14 protein-coding genes and 2 pseudogenes are annotated in these 17,551 nt (G+C 52.6%); 5 read left to right on the forward strand and 11 right to left on the reverse strand.

Annotation, left to right across the window (positions count from 1 at the left end; translation table 11 throughout):
• Positions 1–360 precede the first annotated feature (360 nt).
• Positions 361–1,455 (forward strand): competence protein CoiA family protein, encoded by a 1,095-nt coding sequence (locus tag APH41_RS02060; protein WP_019819598.1) that lies wholly within the window; start codon positions 361–363, stop codon positions 1,453–1,455.
• Between the two features lie 353 nt (positions 1,456–1,808).
• On the opposite strand, the gene APH41_RS02065 is transcribed toward APH41_RS02060, so the two are convergent.
• The 5 genes and pseudogenes from APH41_RS02065 to APH41_RS02085 form a co-directional block, all read right to left on the reverse strand.
• On the reverse strand, positions 1,809–2,255 hold the full coding sequence (locus APH41_RS02065) for a hypothetical protein (RefSeq protein WP_019819597.1): 447 nt from the start codon (positions 2,253–2,255) through the stop codon (positions 1,809–1,811).
• Positions 2,245–4,266, reverse strand: coding sequence for a hypothetical protein (locus APH41_RS29250; protein ID WP_236183096.1), 2,022 nt, complete (start codon positions 4,264–4,266; stop codon positions 2,245–2,247). The genes APH41_RS02065 and APH41_RS29250 overlap by 11 nt, the downstream gene beginning before the upstream one ends.
• On the reverse strand, positions 4,263–5,999 hold the full coding sequence (locus APH41_RS02075) for a hypothetical protein (protein ID WP_019819593.1): 1,737 nt from the start codon (positions 5,997–5,999) through the stop codon (positions 4,263–4,265). The genes APH41_RS29250 and APH41_RS02075 overlap by 4 nt, the downstream gene beginning before the upstream one ends.
• Entirely contained in the window at positions 5,992–7,284 is a 1,293-nt protein-coding gene (locus APH41_RS02080; protein ID WP_032873808.1) for a site-specific integrase, read from the reverse strand. Before APH41_RS02080 ends, APH41_RS02075 begins: the two co-directional genes overlap by 8 nt.
• 79 nt (positions 7,285–7,363) lie before the next feature.
• A pseudogene (locus tag APH41_RS02085) lies at positions 7,364–7,570 on the reverse strand (DNA polymerase V subunit UmuC); the annotation flags it as partial.
• Positions 7,571–8,018: 448 nt separating this feature from the next.
• Here APH41_RS02085 and APH41_RS02090 point away from each other — a divergent pair.
• Genes APH41_RS02090 through APH41_RS02105 form a run of 4 tightly spaced genes read left to right on the forward strand, consistent with a single transcriptional unit; the run spans position 8,019 to position 11,739 of the window.
• The gene (locus APH41_RS02090) at positions 8,019–9,506 is read left to right on the forward strand and encodes a SulP family inorganic anion transporter (RefSeq protein ID WP_028692951.1); all 1,488 of its coding nucleotides are present in this window, start codon (positions 8,019–8,021) and stop codon (positions 9,504–9,506) included.
• Between the two features lie 14 nt (positions 9,507–9,520).
• Positions 9,521–10,372, forward strand: a complete 852-nt coding sequence (locus APH41_RS02095) for a universal stress protein (RefSeq protein ID WP_028692952.1) — start codon at positions 9,521–9,523, stop codon at positions 10,370–10,372.
• Positions 10,373–10,377: 5 nt separating this feature from the next.
• Positions 10,378–10,731: a TraR/DksA C4-type zinc finger protein gene (locus tag APH41_RS02100; RefSeq protein ID WP_028692953.1), complete on the forward strand. Its 354-nt coding sequence runs from the start codon at positions 10,378–10,380 to the stop codon at positions 10,729–10,731.
• Positions 10,732–10,776: 45 nt separating this feature from the next.
• Complete coding sequence (locus APH41_RS02105; protein ID WP_028692954.1) at positions 10,777–11,739, forward strand: SdiA-regulated domain-containing protein; 963 nt, start codon at positions 10,777–10,779, stop codon at positions 11,737–11,739.
• Between the two features lie 89 nt (positions 11,740–11,828).
• Here the strand turns inward: APH41_RS02105 and APH41_RS02110 are convergent, their stop codons facing one another.
• The 6 genes and pseudogenes from APH41_RS02110 to APH41_RS02135 form a co-directional block, all read right to left on the reverse strand.
• The gene (locus APH41_RS02110) at positions 11,829–12,245 is read right to left on the reverse strand and encodes a TetR family transcriptional regulator (RefSeq protein ID WP_079384160.1); all 417 of its coding nucleotides are present in this window, start codon (positions 12,243–12,245) and stop codon (positions 11,829–11,831) included.
• Positions 12,238–13,977 (reverse strand): tyrosine-type recombinase/integrase, encoded by a 1,740-nt coding sequence (locus APH41_RS28980; RefSeq protein ID WP_223271185.1) that lies wholly within the window; start codon positions 13,975–13,977, stop codon positions 12,238–12,240. Before APH41_RS28980 ends, APH41_RS02110 begins: the two co-directional genes overlap by 8 nt.
• Before the next feature lie 98 nt (positions 13,978–14,075).
• Positions 14,076–15,683 (reverse strand): hypothetical protein, encoded by a 1,608-nt coding sequence (locus APH41_RS02125; protein WP_032904191.1) that lies wholly within the window; start codon positions 15,681–15,683, stop codon positions 14,076–14,078.
• 10 nt (positions 15,684–15,693) lie between these two features.
• Entirely contained in the window at positions 15,694–16,851 is a 1,158-nt protein-coding gene (locus APH41_RS02130; RefSeq protein WP_028692960.1) for a tyrosine-type recombinase/integrase, read from the reverse strand.
• Between the two features lie 119 nt (positions 16,852–16,970).
• A pseudogene (locus APH41_RS27805) lies at positions 16,971–17,087 on the reverse strand (hypothetical protein); the annotation flags it as partial.
• Entirely contained in the window at positions 17,080–17,505 is a 426-nt protein-coding gene (locus APH41_RS02135) for a LexA family transcriptional regulator (RefSeq protein ID WP_034135895.1), read from the reverse strand. The gene APH41_RS02135 and the pseudogene APH41_RS27805, both read right to left, overlap by 8 nt.
• Between the last annotated feature and the right edge of the window lie 46 nt (positions 17,506–17,551).

Here is a 17,551-nt window from a genome sequence, read left to right on the forward strand (position 1 = left end):
GGCCCGTGCCGTACTCACTGGGCTTGTGTCTCGTAACCAAAACGATCTAAAACGTTAGCGCACGACCACAAGCATAAGTACATCCTGCGATGGTCCCCGCTAAATTCAGAGAATTAAAACTGTCGCAGGGTATAAAAATCTGTCGCAGGCTGGTCGCCGTTGTGACGGGTCGCTGCCAAATAAGTATTCTCCAGGCGTCGTACCTGACAGACGTTTCAGATTACTAAAGATCAAATACTGACTCTGTTGTGAATCTGAACTGCGTCTTTGGAAAAGGAGGTTGCCTTGGCTTGCGTGGGTTTAGTGAACGGCTGTCGTACTGTGGCCTCAGTGCTTAGCGATGAAGATTGGAAGAAAGTAGTGAAAATATCGAAAGGCCGCCAGGTGCTCATGCCGGATACGAAACTTCCGGCACAGGCCAAAACCCTCAGACGGGATGGAGGCATCACCAGGTACTTTTCCCATTTTCCTGGAGAGAGCCCTGAGGGCTACTCCAGCACTGAAAGCCCAGACCATATCGCCATGAAGGTGGCCATTTACAAGAAGCTGGTTGCTCTAGGCATTCAAGCCGAGCTTGAAGACGGCGTAGACGATTGGCGGGCTGACATTCTGGTTGGCGACTCGGCCTTTGCTCCGCGCCTAGCAATAGAAGTGCAGATTTCGCCTCAGTCTGCGCAGCGGACATATGAGCGCACTGAACAACGCAATCGCTCTGGTGTTCCGACTCTTTGGATATTCGGCAGTATCGGCCTGACGGGCGTTATCAACGAGGATCTAGCACGAACAAACCCCGTGTTCGTCGCAAAAACACCACTGGATGCAGCCGATATAGCGAGTGCAGTGTGTCGTGGCCAAGCATTCTACGATGACTTGTCGCACTACCAGCAAACGCCAGCAAGACCAGTTGCGCTGCTCATAAACTGTGCATGCGGAGACAGATGGCTCTACCCGTTCGGCTGTGTTTTGCTTCTCAACAGAATCTCCGGTGAAACTGCCCCAATGTTCATTAGTTGCTTTAGGACAAGCAGGGTGGGAAAGGGGCTTCTACCTACAGCTAGAATGAGGGCGGTGGAAAGATATTTTGACCTGGGCATGTCTGCCGTGAAAGTTAGCGCCGAAAAATATGGCGTTGGGTTTGGACGGCCATCTGAGGTCTGGCATCGTTACGGGCGCTTTGGAAACTCAAAATCAGGCATTCGGGTATGGGAGCGAAGCTATAGCTGCCCGACCTGCACCAGCACGCCTGAACCGCTGACGCGGGGCTTACCAAAGAATGTAGCCCTGTCGATGTGCCCGGTCCCCGTCGCCACTACCGTCGATGCGCGTTCTGTTCTTAGCGTCACACCGAGTTGGAGAATGAGCAGAAAGGACGGCTGGGTTGAGTCTGTAATGTGTGAACGTAGATGGAAGGATGAATTCATCTACCCGCTCAGGTCGGCAATTGCGCAGGCGTGACTCGCTGAACAGTTGCAACATGCCTAATCGGGTGGTCGCGACAGTTTTAATTCTCTAGGCCTCCGCTCCACAGCAGAGACTTGAGGGTTTGCGACAGTTTTGCGTTTCCTCCAGAGTTGGCTTGAAGCCCCAGAAAGCCGGGCTTCGCAGCGACAGTTTTAATTCTCTAAATCCACCGCGACTGTCGTGATGATCCGCCTCGACGATACTCCAGGTGTCGTCTCGTCCCCCTGGTCAGTCAGCAAGGTCAGCCAAAGCGGACGCTCGTTGAGCATAGCCTCACAACACGCTCATTGAGTATCGCCCCTAGCCTTGCGGCTAGTTGCGGATCGTGTACCCCCACGACTGCCATCTCAAAGCTTTCTGGGCCCGCGTGGATCCAACGATAGTATGTTGGACGCAGGTAACTGTCGTTCAAGCTCAGCAATACGGTCATACAGCTCTATGATTTTCGCATCCGCCTCGCTCAATAAACTTGCTAGCTGGTCGCGCTGTCGGGCAACCTGCTCAATCCGATCTCGCAAGGCGCGGCTTTTCTGACGGGCAAGATGATTTATCTGGTTCAACGAACGAGGTCGCTCCTCCGCATGTTGTTCGATGTAGGTTTTTATCTCTGCGATGAGACTCGGGAAACGTGATTTCTTAAGTGCCGACGGATCGCTCCCGGCCTCTTTGGCCACGTTGTTTTGAGTAACCGGTGTCCCCTTCGTTAGAAGCTGCGGCTTATTGAGTTTCAAGCGCTCAAAAGCCTCGCGATATTGATCGGCCGCGCTGCGACGCGCCGTGAGTTCAACGTCCATTTGCTCCCCCTATGACTCGCCGGAAGCTCTCTACGCTTCGTTGTTGAGCGATTAAGGACTCCATTAGCGGACTTCCGTACTGAGCATTAACAAGCCGCTCTTTGAGGACATGTTCAAGATCATCGACTGCGTCCAATCGTTCTGAGTCATACAGCACATCAGGGCAAGGTTTTTCATCCTCCGAATCACCGCCCCCGCAATGAGCAATGTTGTCGACTCCTCCGTACGGACAAGGCTTGCGACTCGAGCAAACGCCAAGAAGGATTTGGCGACATGCTGCGGCACCCTTCTTCGCCAAACCGATCATCTTCTTTGCATCCTCTGGCGTGATCAGCCGAACGATCTCAGCCTTACGTTTATCTCCATGGGGACTTACAAAACGCTCACTCGTAAGCTGCTGTAACTCTCTACCAAGCGTCTCGTACATCGTGCGAACGTACAGCGTGTGAGCCTTATCCTCTAGACGCATCTGCGAGTGATTTTGTCCGTAGTAAAGGCTCATCGCTCGGGTGACGTGCTTGAGTTGGTACTGAAGCGAGGCATCGCTTACGAGCCCGGAAGCTTGCATGTTTACTGCACCAGTTCTACGCAACTGATGCCATGCTAACGGCCATACCGCGCCCACTTGATAGTCCTCCGGCAATGTAGGAGTAGCTAGCCGGGCCAATTTCAAATCCTCACTCGTGATACGCAAACGCTCCAAGTCAAACACCTTGCCGTAGTGGCTCAAAAGGTCGGAATATGACGGAATACTTGGTCTCAGTGAGTGATCATTTTTCTTGCTCGATGGGGCCCACGGTTCGTAAGAAAACGAGGTTAAAAAACGCCCCGTGAGCCCGCTCGCAGCTACATGAGGTGCGTATAATGACCGAAACAGAGAAATGACCTCCATCGCCCTCACTGCGACCTTTACAGATGGGGATGTGACCCACAGGGCGTCGCTATCGGCCTGCGTTTTCGTCGTCTGTCCACGTAACAAAAAAATGTCGCCGAAATTCTTGTCGTGCTCGACCTCAAGGCATCCCGCTCGAAGATTCCAAGCTTCCTCGACTCGCATGAGGCTGAAGTTAAGGATGTAAGCTAAACCTGCGCTATTGACCAGTTTCAGATAGCTAGTCAGCGTTCTTACTTGCAATTCACCACTGCGCCCCACCCAACGTTCAAGTAGCTCAAAAATGCCGAAGCGTTTCGCGGTATCTGCAAACGCTCCGAGAAAACGAAGCCCCGTTTTAGCGCCTGATAAATGCATCTTATGGCCGCAAAAAGGTTGTGCGTTTGCGCACGCCACTCTTTTTGAAACTCTATGATTATGTTCGTAAGCCTCAATGCTGAACCGGTAACAAGCTTCAACTTGTTGTTGATGGGATAGGAAGTCATCAAGACACTCTCGCAGCCTGGTGACTTGGTAGTGCCAAATACGTGGAGGAATGTACGGTGTTTGAGCTGTTTGGTGGGGTGGAAACAGCGCAGCCAGACGGGTTAGCGAGCCCGAATCCAGCAAAGTAAACCCTACGGCGCTGCGAGACGCGTATAGCTCATGCATTAACGACAGAAACTCAGTCTTTCTTGAGGCATGAAGAAAGGCAGGGATTTCCTCGCATACGCGTGGAAAGCGGCTCAATTCGCTGGCCAGTATTCCTGCCTCTTCACACAAAACAAACAACCGCCGCATCTGATCGAACCGCGTCTTTAGAGATCGATAGCCGCGAGCGCCGTACGGCCCGTATAGCCACCAGCCTGTGATGATACGAAGCAGATCAGCGTTCGCCGAGCTAATGGGCGCCGCGACTTTTGTGGCGGGGCCATCCCCGAAATTTAGCGTTAACGCCTTCTTGGCCCATGGGTCAAGCCTCCAAACTGGGTCGCCCCAACGGCTTACTACTTTGCCCTGTGCATCAATTACGACAGGCCAATCAGGTGGCGGAGGCCAGCTCTCAGGACGGTAATTTGGCGCTCCGGGAACGGCGAGAGGCGACTCAATAGAAAGCCCTAACGTCGTGAGGATATTCATAAGGAAGGTCCCGCTGTAACTTCCGCCAGCCGAATAAATCCGTCCCAAGCTGGGTGATAACTCTCCTCAGCTATGCGAGCCAGTGCCTCCTCAACCCAAAGCCGACGCACCTCGCTACTTTCTTGAAAGAACCGCAGCTTCGCACTCAGACGCTCAATCGCAAGCATTGCAGGATGGTCAGCCTCCTCAGATCTATCCGTGGAAGCTGGACGATATCTAGTTAGCTCCAAGCTCTTGAGCACGCGCAAACTACTTAGCGACCAGACGTGATCTTCGCTTTCAATATCCCGATGATTGACGCAGAAGAGGCAACCAGCAGCGTTGATACAATCGGGATCAGGTGCATTCGTCGGAGCATCTACGACCGATTCTGGCAAGGACGTCGCACAAGCACCTGGAGCAGGTGAGCAAATGACGGGATCTGATTGCCGGTGAAATCGAGTAATTTCAATCATCGCAATTTGCGGATTGGGCTCAGCGTACACACGGATCAACGTTTCAGCTGTGTGCTGTGCGATTTCCGCGACCAGTTCAGGGCGTTGCGATTCACGTAACAACCAGTTAATACGAGCACCCCGTAGCTTACGTGGTCGAACGAATCGAATATTGGAATCGGTACAGAGGCGCACTAGAGCTGTGAACTGAGGAGCTTCTACAACGAGACGTCCCCCAAGACGGACGAGAGGAAAAAGAAGCCCCTCTAGGTCGTCCGGAAACCACGTGTTTCGCCACTCAATGTAGCGTTCAAACCACTCCTTGTAGCTTGAGAAAACTTCAAATAGCACTTCGCCCTGACGACGCTTTTTGTAAGACCTGACTTGGTAACCATCAAGGTGACTCGTATAGTGGTATTGGTCGATCCGAAGTTGATGCGCCTGCGACAAATTCATGCCGGTTTGCGCGATGAACATAAGCATCTCGGCTTCGATTCTCAGATTTACTGCCGGGTATCGAGTCTCGATTGAAACGTCAGAGTCCCGGAATTCTCGGTGTCGAAGGATGGCCGCAATCTGGAATTTGGTTTGAGGTCGAACCCGTCGTGACGCTTCTTTCTCTGTATCGCGAAGGCCGCACCAGATAGGTAGCGTTGTACCCGATCTCAATGCCACTTGGATGGGGAGTGGTCCCGCCACAGCCTCATAAGTGAGTGACGTACAGAGGTCGGCAATTAACTGCCCGAAAGAAAAGCTCTCTTCCACACTTTGCTTATCAGCGCTCCCATTTCTAACCCGTCCGTTGCCTCTGGGTTTGCGAATTCGTGTGCTGTACAAAAGTGTCGAGCTTCGGCCTAGCACTCGATCAAGCATCGTCGCTGTCAAACTTGCAGTGTCGTATAACGATCCGGCAGTTAAATATCCTTCCACACGGTGACGGTGTAAAAGATGCTCTGCCCACCCCAGGTAAGCTTGCGCAACCTTGTCAATGCTCAACTGGCGTCCGGATTGATCCGCCCACCGAAAAAACTGCCGCAACGAACCGATCTTGTTATTCGCCGAAAAGCGGCTCCCCCCGCCTACAAGGTCGTCGGCCAAACACTCGTGGAGCTCCTTTACAAGCTCTACCCGTTCCAGCAAAGGATCCCCTAAAACACCTGATGTGATTTCATTGCGTACAGTCTTCACTTTTGCCTTTGCACCACCGCTGTATAAAAATGGGGTCAGATCCCAAGGCGTCTCGTTCTTCGCGTACTCAAGCATTGGAAACGTTAGGTCTGAAGACGTCCGATTATTCATTGCTCGCTCCGTGCCTGGAAGAAATCCCTGTAAACGCAGCCATGAAGCTGTTCGCAATGGCCTGCTTAGCGGGTGTGGCTTGCACAAACTTGATGTATTTGAAGGTAGTAGCCTCCGAATTTCGACCGTGAAGCAATGCATTGCTAACAGTCGCAATCACTATCGCCACATCATCGCAATTTGCTAAAGCCAGCTTGGCTAGCTCAGTTCCAAAGGTGCACCGGGACTGATGGAAGCGAAATGTCCTGAGTACCTTAACGCCAGCTGTGATGCCTGCTTTTCTAAGCGATGACATCTCAACGTTTATGGCCGAAGACTGATCGCTGCTGCGCCGTCCGAAGGTATTACCGAAACGAGTCAAGAAAACTAGGTCTCGATTCTCATCGGCAGCAGATGCCTCGCGACTTAACCTGCGGAGCCCCTTGGAATATTCCAAAACTTCTGAACACAAAGCTTCGGGAATCCATACCTGGCCAGTTACTCCAAATTTGGTATGCACGGGCGGGGACGCACCTGGCCCCACAAATATCCTAAGCAGGCCTTTAGCGGACGGATCAGGTATCGCACGTTCCAACGCGCCGATACGAAGGTCACAGATTGTTCCCAGTCGCATACCCGTGAAAAAGCCTAGAGCTAGCATCAGGTACAGCTCAGGCGAGGCATTACGTTTTGCAAAATCGAGAATGACGTCGCGGTCAGATGAGGTGACAGGAAGCAACCCGCCTTCCAAAGTGATCCCGATGCGTTTCCGGTTGGGAATCCCCAGATCGGTAGTAGTGCCAGCGAAGGTTCGTTCAAAACCAACCTGGTCAAAGTATTTGATGAAAAAGCGCTTGTCTTTCCATAGTGGCAACAGCGGAGATAGAAGCCCACGCTTCCTGACCCACCTATAGAAACTGATGCAGTTGCGCATGTACTCGGAGGCCGTTGCTGGGCTGATATGACCAGCATCTCGCGCCTTAATAAGCGCCCCACGGTACTGAACGAGACACCGATCAGCTTTTCGAGACGGGAACTCAAACCACTCAAGTCTGCGGCTCTCCAAAAACTTCGCGTAGTTCAGCAGTCCATTAACGTTGCTGGAAACGGTCTTTAGGATTGCTTCCCCATTGGTGACACGCTCCATAGCCCAGAGGTTCGCCTCTCTCCAGGGCAAGCCGTTTACCCAGAAAATTTGTGGTAGCCCTTCGATTACTACCCGGGAGCTATTCGACGAGTAGGTAATCAGGCGGTCTTTGACAGAAAGGTCATGCGGACTGAAGTGGATGTGCTCAACGGTAGCCAAGGGATATCTCTGTAAGAAAAAGCGCCAATGTCCATGGGAACCCTATCTAACTTTGGGCGTCCACAGTATGCAACTTATTCTTATCGATACTGTAAATTTCAACGGCAGGAACCATCGATTCGATCAGAGTCATCACTCGCTCGCTCATGTCGCCATAGAGCGCGTAGTTAGACGAGAAGGGAATGATGCCGTGTTGCTTCAGCTTGTGTTTGATTAGAAAATACGGCTCGCCCATCTTGATAAACGGCTTGGCGTCGTAGCTGCGGGCAATGACGCAGCCATCGTTGTATCTGAATAACCCTAACAGTTAGTTGAGTGTAAGATATTGATTTATAAGCAAATTAACTCCCTAACATTTTTTTGATTATTTTCCTTCGTTCCTGATGGCGATACTCCTCGACTAAGCCTATTTCAGACGTGGCTTCGCAAAGCAGGGCGGCGGATCGCAATCGACGATAGCTTCACTGTATACTTTTGGCTCCGCATACCCCTTGAGCTACAGGAACACCAGCATGACTGTACTCCAAACGCTCTACTGGCAGCCTACGCCGCCTTAGCGCTACGCCCCCTCGCAACAACCTCGCCTCCGCCAGTTTCGCTGGCGGCTGCGTACTGCTGTATGCCCGGTTCTTACACCCAAAGCGCACAGCAAAATAATCCTCACAATTTGAATTCGTATCGACGCGCTCGCCATTTTCCTGGCATGCGTGCGGTGCATTGCTTTGGATATTCTGATGCTACAAACACTCAAACAAACGTGGTTTTCCAACGTCCGTGGCGACGTGCTCGCGGGGATCGTCGTCGCACTTGCGCTGATCCCTGAAGCCATCGCTTTCTCTATCATTGCGGGCGTCGACCCCAAAGTTGGTCTCTACGCCTCATTCTGTATCGCCGTGGTGATCGCCTTTGTCGGTGGCCGCCCAGGCATGATTTCAGCCGCGACAGGGGCCATGGCACTGCTGATGGTGACCCTGGTCAAGAACCATGGTCTTGAATATCTGCTGGCCGCCACGCTGCTGTGTGGCGTGTTGCAAATTGGTGCTGGCTACCTGAAGCTCGGCTCGCTGATGCGCTTCGTTTCGCGCTCGGTGGTGACCGGCTTCGTCAATGCACTGGCGATCCTGATTTTCATGGCTCAGCTGCCCGAGCTGACCAATGTCACCTGGCACGTCTACGCCATGACAGCCGCAGGCCTCGGCATCATCTACCTATTTCCCTATATCCCCAGGATCGGCAAGCTCATCCCATCGCCACTGGTGTGCATCATCGTGCTGACCGCAGTCGCCATGTCGGTTGGGCTGGATATCCGCACGGTCGGTGATATGGGGGAACTGCCGGATACGCTGCCAATCTTTCTCTGGCCTGACGTGCCGCTGACGTTCGAGACGTTGGCCATCATCTTCCCTTACTCGGCAGCGCTGGCCGTGGTCGGTCTGCTGGAGTCGATGATGACCGCGACTATTGTCGACGACCTGACCGACACCCCCAGCGACAAGAACCGCGAGTGCAAGGGCCAGGGCGTGGCCAACATTGCTTCGGGTCTGATCGGCGGTATGGCCGGCTGCGCGATGATTGGTCAGTCGATCATCAACGTGAAATCCGGCGGTCGTTCTCGTCTGTCCTCCCTGGCCGCAGGTGTATTCCTGCTGCTGATGGTGGTGTTCCTCGGCGACTGGCTGAAGCAGATCCCGATGGCTGCGCTGGTGGCAGTGATGATCATGGTGTCCATCGGCACCTTCAGTTGGGATTCGCTGCGCAACCTGAAGAAGCACCCGTTGTCGACCAACATTGTCATGGTCGTCACCGTTGTGGTCGTGGTGGCCACCCACAACCTTGCCTTCGGCGTGTTGGCCGGCGTGCTGCTGGCCGCGATGTTCTTCGCCAACAAGGTTGGCCATTACATGGCGATCAGTTCTTCGCTGGACGAATCCGGCGAGCATCGTAGCTATAACGTCACTGGCCAGGTGTTCTTCAGCTCGGCAGACAAGTTCGTCGCGGCCTTCGACTTCAAAGAAGCCCTGAACAAGGTAACCATCGACCTGAATCGCGCCCACTTCTGGGATATCACCGCAGTTGCTGCCCTGGACAAGGTGGTTATCAAGTTCCGCCGCGAAGGCACCGAAGTTGAAGTGTTAGGTCTCAACGAAGCGAGCGCCACTATCGTGGATCGATTCGGAGTTCACGATAAACCCGACGCCATTGATCAACTCATGGGCCACTGAGAAGGAGAACAACGATGACCCAAGTAATTGCCTGTATCGACGGTTCCACCTCGGCTCCAGCTGTGTGCGACTACGCAGCCTGGGCCAGTCTGAGCCTGGAAGCCCCGCTGACCTTCTTGCATGTGCTGGATCAGCGCCAGTACCCAGTTGCGGCCGACTTGAGTGGCAATATCGGCCTTGGCAGCCGCGAGCATCTGCTCGATGAGCTTGCTTCCCTGGATGAACAGCGCGGTAAGTTGGCCCTGGAGCAGGGGCGGATCATGTTAACGGCCGCGAAAGAGCGGGCCATGACGGATGGTGTGACCGCGCCGGAGTCCAAGCAACGTCATGGCGATCTGCTGGAAAACCTGCAAGAGCTGGAAAGCGAAACGCGCCTATTGGTCATCGGTCGCCAAGGCGAGTCTAGCGGCGGTCTGAGTCAGCATGTCGGAAGCCAGCTGGAGAGCGTGATTCGTATCATGCACCGGCCAATCCTGGTCACCCCGGCCAACTTCCAAAAGCCCGAGAGCGCGATGCTGGCCTTCGATGGCAGCGCTACTACCCGCAAGGGTGTGGAGATGCTGGCGGCCAGCCCCCTGCTGAAGGGGCTGCCGATCCACCTGGTGATGGTTGGGCCAGTGAACGACGAATCGTCCGCGCAGCTGGACTGGGCGCAGAAAGTGCTGCTCAACGTCGGATTCACTGTTCGCGCCGAGACCCTGAACGGCGAGATAGAGCCTACCTTGCACGCCTATCAGAAAGAGCACGGCATCGACCTGCTGGTGATGGGGGCCTACGGTCATTCGCGCATCCGTCAGTTTCTGGTCGGCAGCACCACGACCAGCATGCTGCGCACCACCACTGGCCCACTGTTGCTGCTGCGCTAACGGCCATGGACGACGCCCTCGATCTTGCCCATTTCAAGACCCTACTGGAACAGCGGGCTGCCGAGCTGGATCGGTTGCTGGAAGACGCTGAGTCTCGCTCGCAATCGGTGGAGTTGGATCAAAGCAAGGTAGGGCGTCTGTCGAGGATGGACGCACTCCAGCAGCAAGCGATGAACGATGCCATCCGCAGTCGGGCGCAGCATGAACGCGTCCGCCTCCAGCTGGCCCTCAAGCGTTGGCACGAGGGCGAGTATGGCTGGTGTAACCAATGCGGCGAGTTGATCGCCTCGGGCCGCCTGGAATTCGATCCGGCCACGCCGTTGTGCATCACCTGTGCGAGCCGCGCCGAGTCGGATTGAAACCATGACAGCTCGTGACGTCAGTCCCAATTAACGAGGCTTCTAATGTATTTGATGGCTAAAAACTGGTTGGGCCGAACACAGAAAACAAGTGCCTGGATGTGGGCACTGCTGTGCTTTGTATTGCTTACCGTATTCCAAGTCCGCACCCATCACCTTGATGATCGGTTGTACTTCTGGATCAAGACCCACTGGCACACCGACGATTGGCAGGAGCGCTCTGTGTGGCTGCCTGACTATCGGGTTGAGCTCGATGCTAAGCCGGTTCCCGGTGTGGACAACAACCTTTCGGGCCTGACCTTCGACCCTGACCTGAACCTGCTATGGGCGGTTACCAACGGCCCAAACGAACTATTGGCCCTCAGTCGTGACGGTGACGTGGAAAGGCGCTATAGCCTGGACGGTTTCCACGATGTGGAGGCGGTGTCCTATGCCGGCAACGGCCAACTGGTAATCGCCGAGGAGCGCCGGCAGAGCCTTGTTATCGTGGATGTCCCCCTCGCCGAAGGCAGTAAGCTTTCTCCCGGTCGCTCATTGAGCCGAGACCAGTATCCAGCTCTGACCTTGGCACTTGGCAAGGCGGACAACAAAGGCCTTGAAGGGCTCGCCTACGACCTGAAAGGTGATCGCTTGTTTGTGACCAAGGAGCGTGACCCTCGCCAATTGCTGGAAGTGGGCGGCCTTCGTGCCAGCCTGGCAGGAGGTTTTTCCCTGCACGTGCGCGACCTGTCCAACTTGGTAAAGGACAAGGTATTTGCCACTGACTTGTCTTCGGTCGTCTTCGATCAACAGAGTGGCCACCTGATATTGCTCAGCGACGAGTCGAAACTGCTGATTGAAATCACCGATGAGGGCAAGGTGGTGAGTTTCCGCTCCTTGGCGAGGGGGTTTGCTGGTTTGCTGAAAGGCATACCCCAAGCCGAAGGCGTAACCATCGACGATGAAGGGTATTTGTACGTGGTCAGCGAGCCGAACTTGTTCTATCGCTTTACCCGCGAGACAGACTGACCAGTCAACAAGCTACAGTCAGGCGTGGCCGGGACGCTTGAACTGTTAGCGTGCGATTTTTACGAATTCTGCGGGTTCCCCATCAGGGCCTAGTTGGGCCCTGGTTTCAGAGGGAGTGCGGTGACCTTACCGTTGGCAACCGCCTTCAGCTGAATCATCTCGAATATTAGTCGCTGGTTAACCGAAGCCAGCCGAGCTACCTCCGCTAAAAGCTGATCATTCTCTGCACGGAGCACCCTGTTCTTTTCTTTCTCGCTCATCAACGCTTGATGCTTAGAGTCTCGCTGGGCTCGCACCGACTTGCCAACGATGTTGCGAATCCTTTCCGCTATGCTTGGGTAAGTGTTATGGATGAGTCCCGGAGTCACACCTGCGGCACGGGCAACGGATGTGATGGAAAGCTTTCCGTCACCAGCAATGAGATCGTCGACGACCTTGTTGAGCGCGGCGAGTGTCTTCGACCTGGAGCGAATAGGAGAGTCAGGGCCCACCGCCTGTCTAGTCATTTGCCGCCTCCTCCATTTCCTCAACTGGAGAAAGGCCAAGGCTGGTAATTACATCTAGTGCAACCTGCAAGTCGCGTTCTGCGCGCTGCCTAACAGCCGGGCCTGCATCCTCAATTTTTATCAGCTCTCGCTGTTGAATGTAGATGTCCTGCCAAGTGCTGGCGAAGACTTCATCGATCACCGAATTTTTGCACCCTGGACACCGTGTGGCTTCGTATAGACCAGCACCTCCGCAGCCCCGCTCTGTGGCGATGCACCAGCCGTGTCCAGTCGCACGAATGTTGGCATGTGGGGCGGTCTGGGCAAGCAAAGCAGCTCTATCCTTGATTGGAATTGCCCGCAATTCCACAATCTTTTCGCCAGCGCCCCCTGCCAGTGGCTGATCATCGAGCCATGATTCGATCAGGTCAATTTTAAACTCTGTCATCTGCTGGAAGATCTCATCAAAGAGAGTCAGGTCTTGCTGCGGATTGGATGCATAGAGTTGGGTCATACTCATGCTGCTGTGTTTGAACTGCCATTTGAGGTAGATCAATGAAGTGCGGCCCATACGGGATTCTACAAAGCATCTTGCATATGTTCGCCTGCATTGATGCGTCCTCAACGGCCAATCGCTTCCAGCGGCTTTAGCTATACGGTCAAACGCAGCATTGGATGCTTGCCCGCTGAGAGCCTCAACATGATGGCTTTCCTGAACTTTCCCTCCTTGTGTGTTTCGTCCCAAAAATAGTTTATTCGCGTCTTTTCGGGCTTTTTCGAGCCTAAGGAGATGTTCAGTTGAATACGAAAAATCCCGATTGCTTGCAAGCTGTCTAATCTCTTCATCCAGCTCTTTTCTGATGGGTGCTGAATATTTTGCCAAAAGACTTAAAGCTTCAATCGTTAGTTCTGGCACAAGATATTCGACTTGGCCTTTACCTGTCTTGTGCTCGACTGTGGTCACCCAGCAAAAATTAATTCCATTTCTTAACTCTTTGCGCCAAGCGCCAACCTCAATTCCAATTGCCTCGTCATTGCGCATGCCGCTAGTGATTGAAACTATATACAGAACAGCATCTCTGCAACGAATTGCCATCCGTTCATCACTAGGATGATATCCAATACCATTGACTGCCAATTCGGCCTTCATCTCCCGGACAATGCTTTCGCAATAGTTGAAAATCCTAGATTGTTCATCATGAGGAATGATATCTGTTCGCCCGACGTTTTTAGTGGCAGCACCCAACCCTTTTACATTCGCGACCCCACAAATCCGCCACAATGTCGAATTACCCCAAGGATAACTCTGAATGGGAAACATCGTGTCGACAGAAAACACCCAAAGAAAATCAATAACCCGTAATCGCCCATACAGCGGGAGAGGCCTTAACTTCAATTCATATTTGCAATGATGAACGTAATTGCTGACATGGATCGGACGGACATCTGCAAAGCTTGAAACTCCTAGATTGTTTAACCAGCGAACAAAAGGCATCACGCTGACGACGGCGAAAGTAGTAATGCCCCGTGCGATAGGAGGTTTGGATCTAGGCATTCCTCTTTTAAACCAAGCATAAGCAACAGCTTTGCAGTCATCAATAAGCGCCCGAGGCATGCCCATATCCCAGTTGATGAATTTATAAGAATGAGCAATATTGGCCTGATCAAAAAACGGGCGAAGATCCCACTGTGCATCGCCAAACCTGCTAAGAACGAAGGTTTCTCCATCTTCATTAACGATAGCGCTGATCACGATTGCATCCCGCTCTGCGGGACTTAGACCATTCGCTGAAACTGGCTGTGCGATGAGGACATCATATGCCTTTAACACCGCATTCGTGGTTCTTATGCTCAAATTTCGCCGCCCAATTTTTTCTTCATGAACTCGATTTTTTTAGCCCAGAACAAGTGCGGAGATGACTCAGCCTGAGCCCTTGCTTGCGAAACCAATGCAAGATCAAACTTCTGGGTGAAATCATCTATCAATCGAATATAGTCAAACTGACGCTTGCGCCATGCGCCCCACTCGTCCGTGAGAAAGTATTCGACTTCTGCATACAAGAATTGTTGGTAGCTGAACAGCCGGTATAAGTCCTCCAAGGTGCCTACAATTGCATAGCTAGGGCAACCGAGGCAGTGGATGAATTCAGAACAATGATTGACGCCATCCTTTGGTGCCAGACTACCGTAAAGGCTATCTTTGCAGCCGCCTGGTGGGGTTGGTATAACGTTTATGCCACGTAGTTTGTCCGGAAAAGCCTCCCCAACAAATGTCGCCCCGTCGACCTTGATCTCATCGTTGATTTTCAAATAGTGATTATCGGCGACACCAGGGGTATGACCCATAACGGAGGAAACTTCTATAATGTCGCCACCGCTCAGTTTCCACAAACGGCTTTCCATAGTCTTTCGCAGCCGACTAAGCGTGACATTTAGCCGATTGCCTTGATCATCCTGAAGCGCATGACGCTCACAAATGCTTTTTGCCGTGACATATAAAGCACCGGGTGTAAGGGTAACGATGTCGTTCGAGCGGCCAGGCTGGCCCGAGCGATATAACCACACACATGAAGATATTTCATCAGGTGCCAGTGCTACGAGTGGCTTAGAAATCTCCAGCGCCTTATTGAGGACTGCCACCCCATCCAGGGGAATAGCACTGTACTCATCTAGCAGATTAGTCTGACGGATTGTTTTGCTCTGTGCGCCTTTACCTCGACGTTTGACGGTAGTAATCAACCTGAGATTAGGAATAAATGGGTGAGGCTGTAGGGCATCCCTTTTCATCTCCAAGAGCGGCGTAGTATTGATTCCAGACCTTGCCGCAGTAATTAGTAGCAATACAGCCATCGCCTCCGCGCCATTTCCAAGGAATGTACCCTTATGGATGGCAATAAGATCTGACTTCAAAGCGCCAATCAGCCTTTGCATTTCACCCAAGGTGAGCGGATCTGCATCTTTAGTGCTCTGCGAATTATTAGGAAATGGATTGAGGGGCAAAAGATCGTCAAGATTAACTTCAATAAATCCATATTCAGCCAAAACAACAACTAACGACTTGAAGCTAGTATAGTAATTCTTGGCTGTCGAGCCGTTAGGGTATTTTAGCCTCAGCCAAGAGACGTATCGATCCAAGTGGCTTTTGGTAAGACTGTTTGGCGTTGCAGGTGGCGACTTGACCGAACCTCCACTCAAGAAATTTATAAAAAATCTCAGCCCGTTCGTAGAGTAACCAATCAAGGTCGTCACTGAGAAGTTTCCTCCTTGTAGCAAAGCTTTGATAACGTGAAGACTTTGAATTGCCCAAGCGTCGAAGCCCAAGCCTAAATATTTCGTATGATCGAGTTGCCTGTGGTTTCTCGGGTTTCTCGGCAGGTCAATCTTGATATCATCTTCGACAGCCTCGAATCCTTTTGTAACCGACCGCATAACCGCCTTGTAGCTTTTTTGCCGAGCCAATGGTGCTACCTCAAATACGCGAAACCGAATCAGTCATAAACATCATGTCAATTTCGTCCTCGTGAGCAAGGACGGATTGGGCTTCAAGCTGGTTTATGAGATGCAAATAGATCATAGTTGTTTGCACATCTGAATGCCCCAGCCTATCTCGGACATACAACAATGGCTCACCTTCAAACTCTTTGCTTTTTCGAAGAGCAAGCAAGGTATAAGTCCCATAGGTGTGGCGTAGCATGTGGGCCCGAACATAGAAACCGCACTTTCTTTCATAGGACTTCATAACGTCCACTACGGAATCTTTTGAATAATGCCTGCCTTCATTAGTCAGCAGCAGCGCGGTAACACGTCCATCACCATTGGACTTACGAACCTCTCGTTGGTGAAGGGAGTAAGACCACATGCTCTCCATCAACGACCATGGCACGTCGATAGTTCTAGGCCGGTCGTACTTGATATGCATGTCTGAAGGATCAAGAGCAACACTGATCATTTGCCTTGGGCGCAGTCCCTTCTTCAACCTGGGGTTGAACACATATTTGAGAGGAAAAGACCTCGCTTCACAGGAGCGAAGGCCGGTACGCACCATGAGGTGGAACAATATCTGGTGGCTTGGATCGGTATCCAGGGCAAGGCATACCTTGACTTGATCCTTGGTCAGGAATTTGGTCAAGCGCTTTCGGTCGCGAACCATCACCGAAACTTTCGTGCTCTCGGCTCCGGGCAGAGCGATATGACTGAGAAGACCGGAATGTTGGGCAACTCTTACCCTTTTCTCACCGAAGGGCAGCACAGTTATCAGGTTGCGCTGCTTAGCCCATCGGTAGAACCTCACGATCAAGGCCAGACGATTGTTCACCGTGCCGGGATCAAGTGCTAATTCTCCGCTCGACCAATCCCTGTACCTCGACAGAGCACTCAGACCGTGAGCCGGGCTTTCCTCGTCCCAGCCCAATCCATTGGCTTCCAGGAAGGCAAAGTAATCGTACAGACGCCGTCCATAGGCTTCCCAAGTCAAATCGCTTAGGGCCTCACCTGACTCGATAAGCGTGTGCCAAAGGAAGGATTGAGCTGGCTCGACTGGCCATCCCTCTGACCCAATCAGCAACGGAAAGCCTTCAAAGGATCGACCTGCTAATGCTAGGTCTTTTGTTGCGAATACCAGCCTCATGCCGCTGCCCTAAAACACTTCCAATGGATTGCCTTATGAAGCCTGGAAACTGCTGTTCCAGAGGGGTTCAGAAGGTGGCGCGGACTCTACAGGATTTACTAACGATTCCCACCCCTCAGATCGTTATTGCTCAGTACGACGATAGGCACCTTTGCCAGATCTGGACGAAAGACCCGTTCGCAGCTCGCATAGAAACTGTTGCAGTCAATCAGCGCGAAGACCGGCGTGTTAGACATGACTGCGCACCGTGCTGGTGATCACGCCCCAGATCGATAGCTCATCCCCCTCCAGGACATACCGCGCTGGGTATTTCGGATTCTCCGACAGAAGAATCACCTCTTTCCCACGTTTGCACAGTCGCTTGCAGACGGGATCATTGTTCAAAAGAGCTACAACGACGTGTCCGTGGGCCGGCTCAATTGACCGATCCACAACAGCCAGGTCTCCCTCAAAAATTCCCGCCCCTTGCATACTTTCACCAGTAATCGCGATGAGATAGACATGCGGCGCCCTGATATTTAGGACCTCATCCAATGAGATGTGCTGCTCGATGTGATCGGCTGCCGGTGATGGGAACCCAGCAGGTACACGAAACGAGCAGAAAGGCAGCTTCGTGCCGCCTTCGGATATAGGACCTAAAATGGTAAAGCTCATGATGCAGCCTTCTACACATACTGTACGAATGTACAGTTAACTTTGC

It is taken from the genome of Pseudomonas sp. NBRC 111138 (assembly GCF_001320835.1).
Lineage (GTDB): Bacteria > Pseudomonadota > Gammaproteobacteria > Pseudomonadales > Pseudomonadaceae > Aquipseudomonas > Aquipseudomonas paracarnis.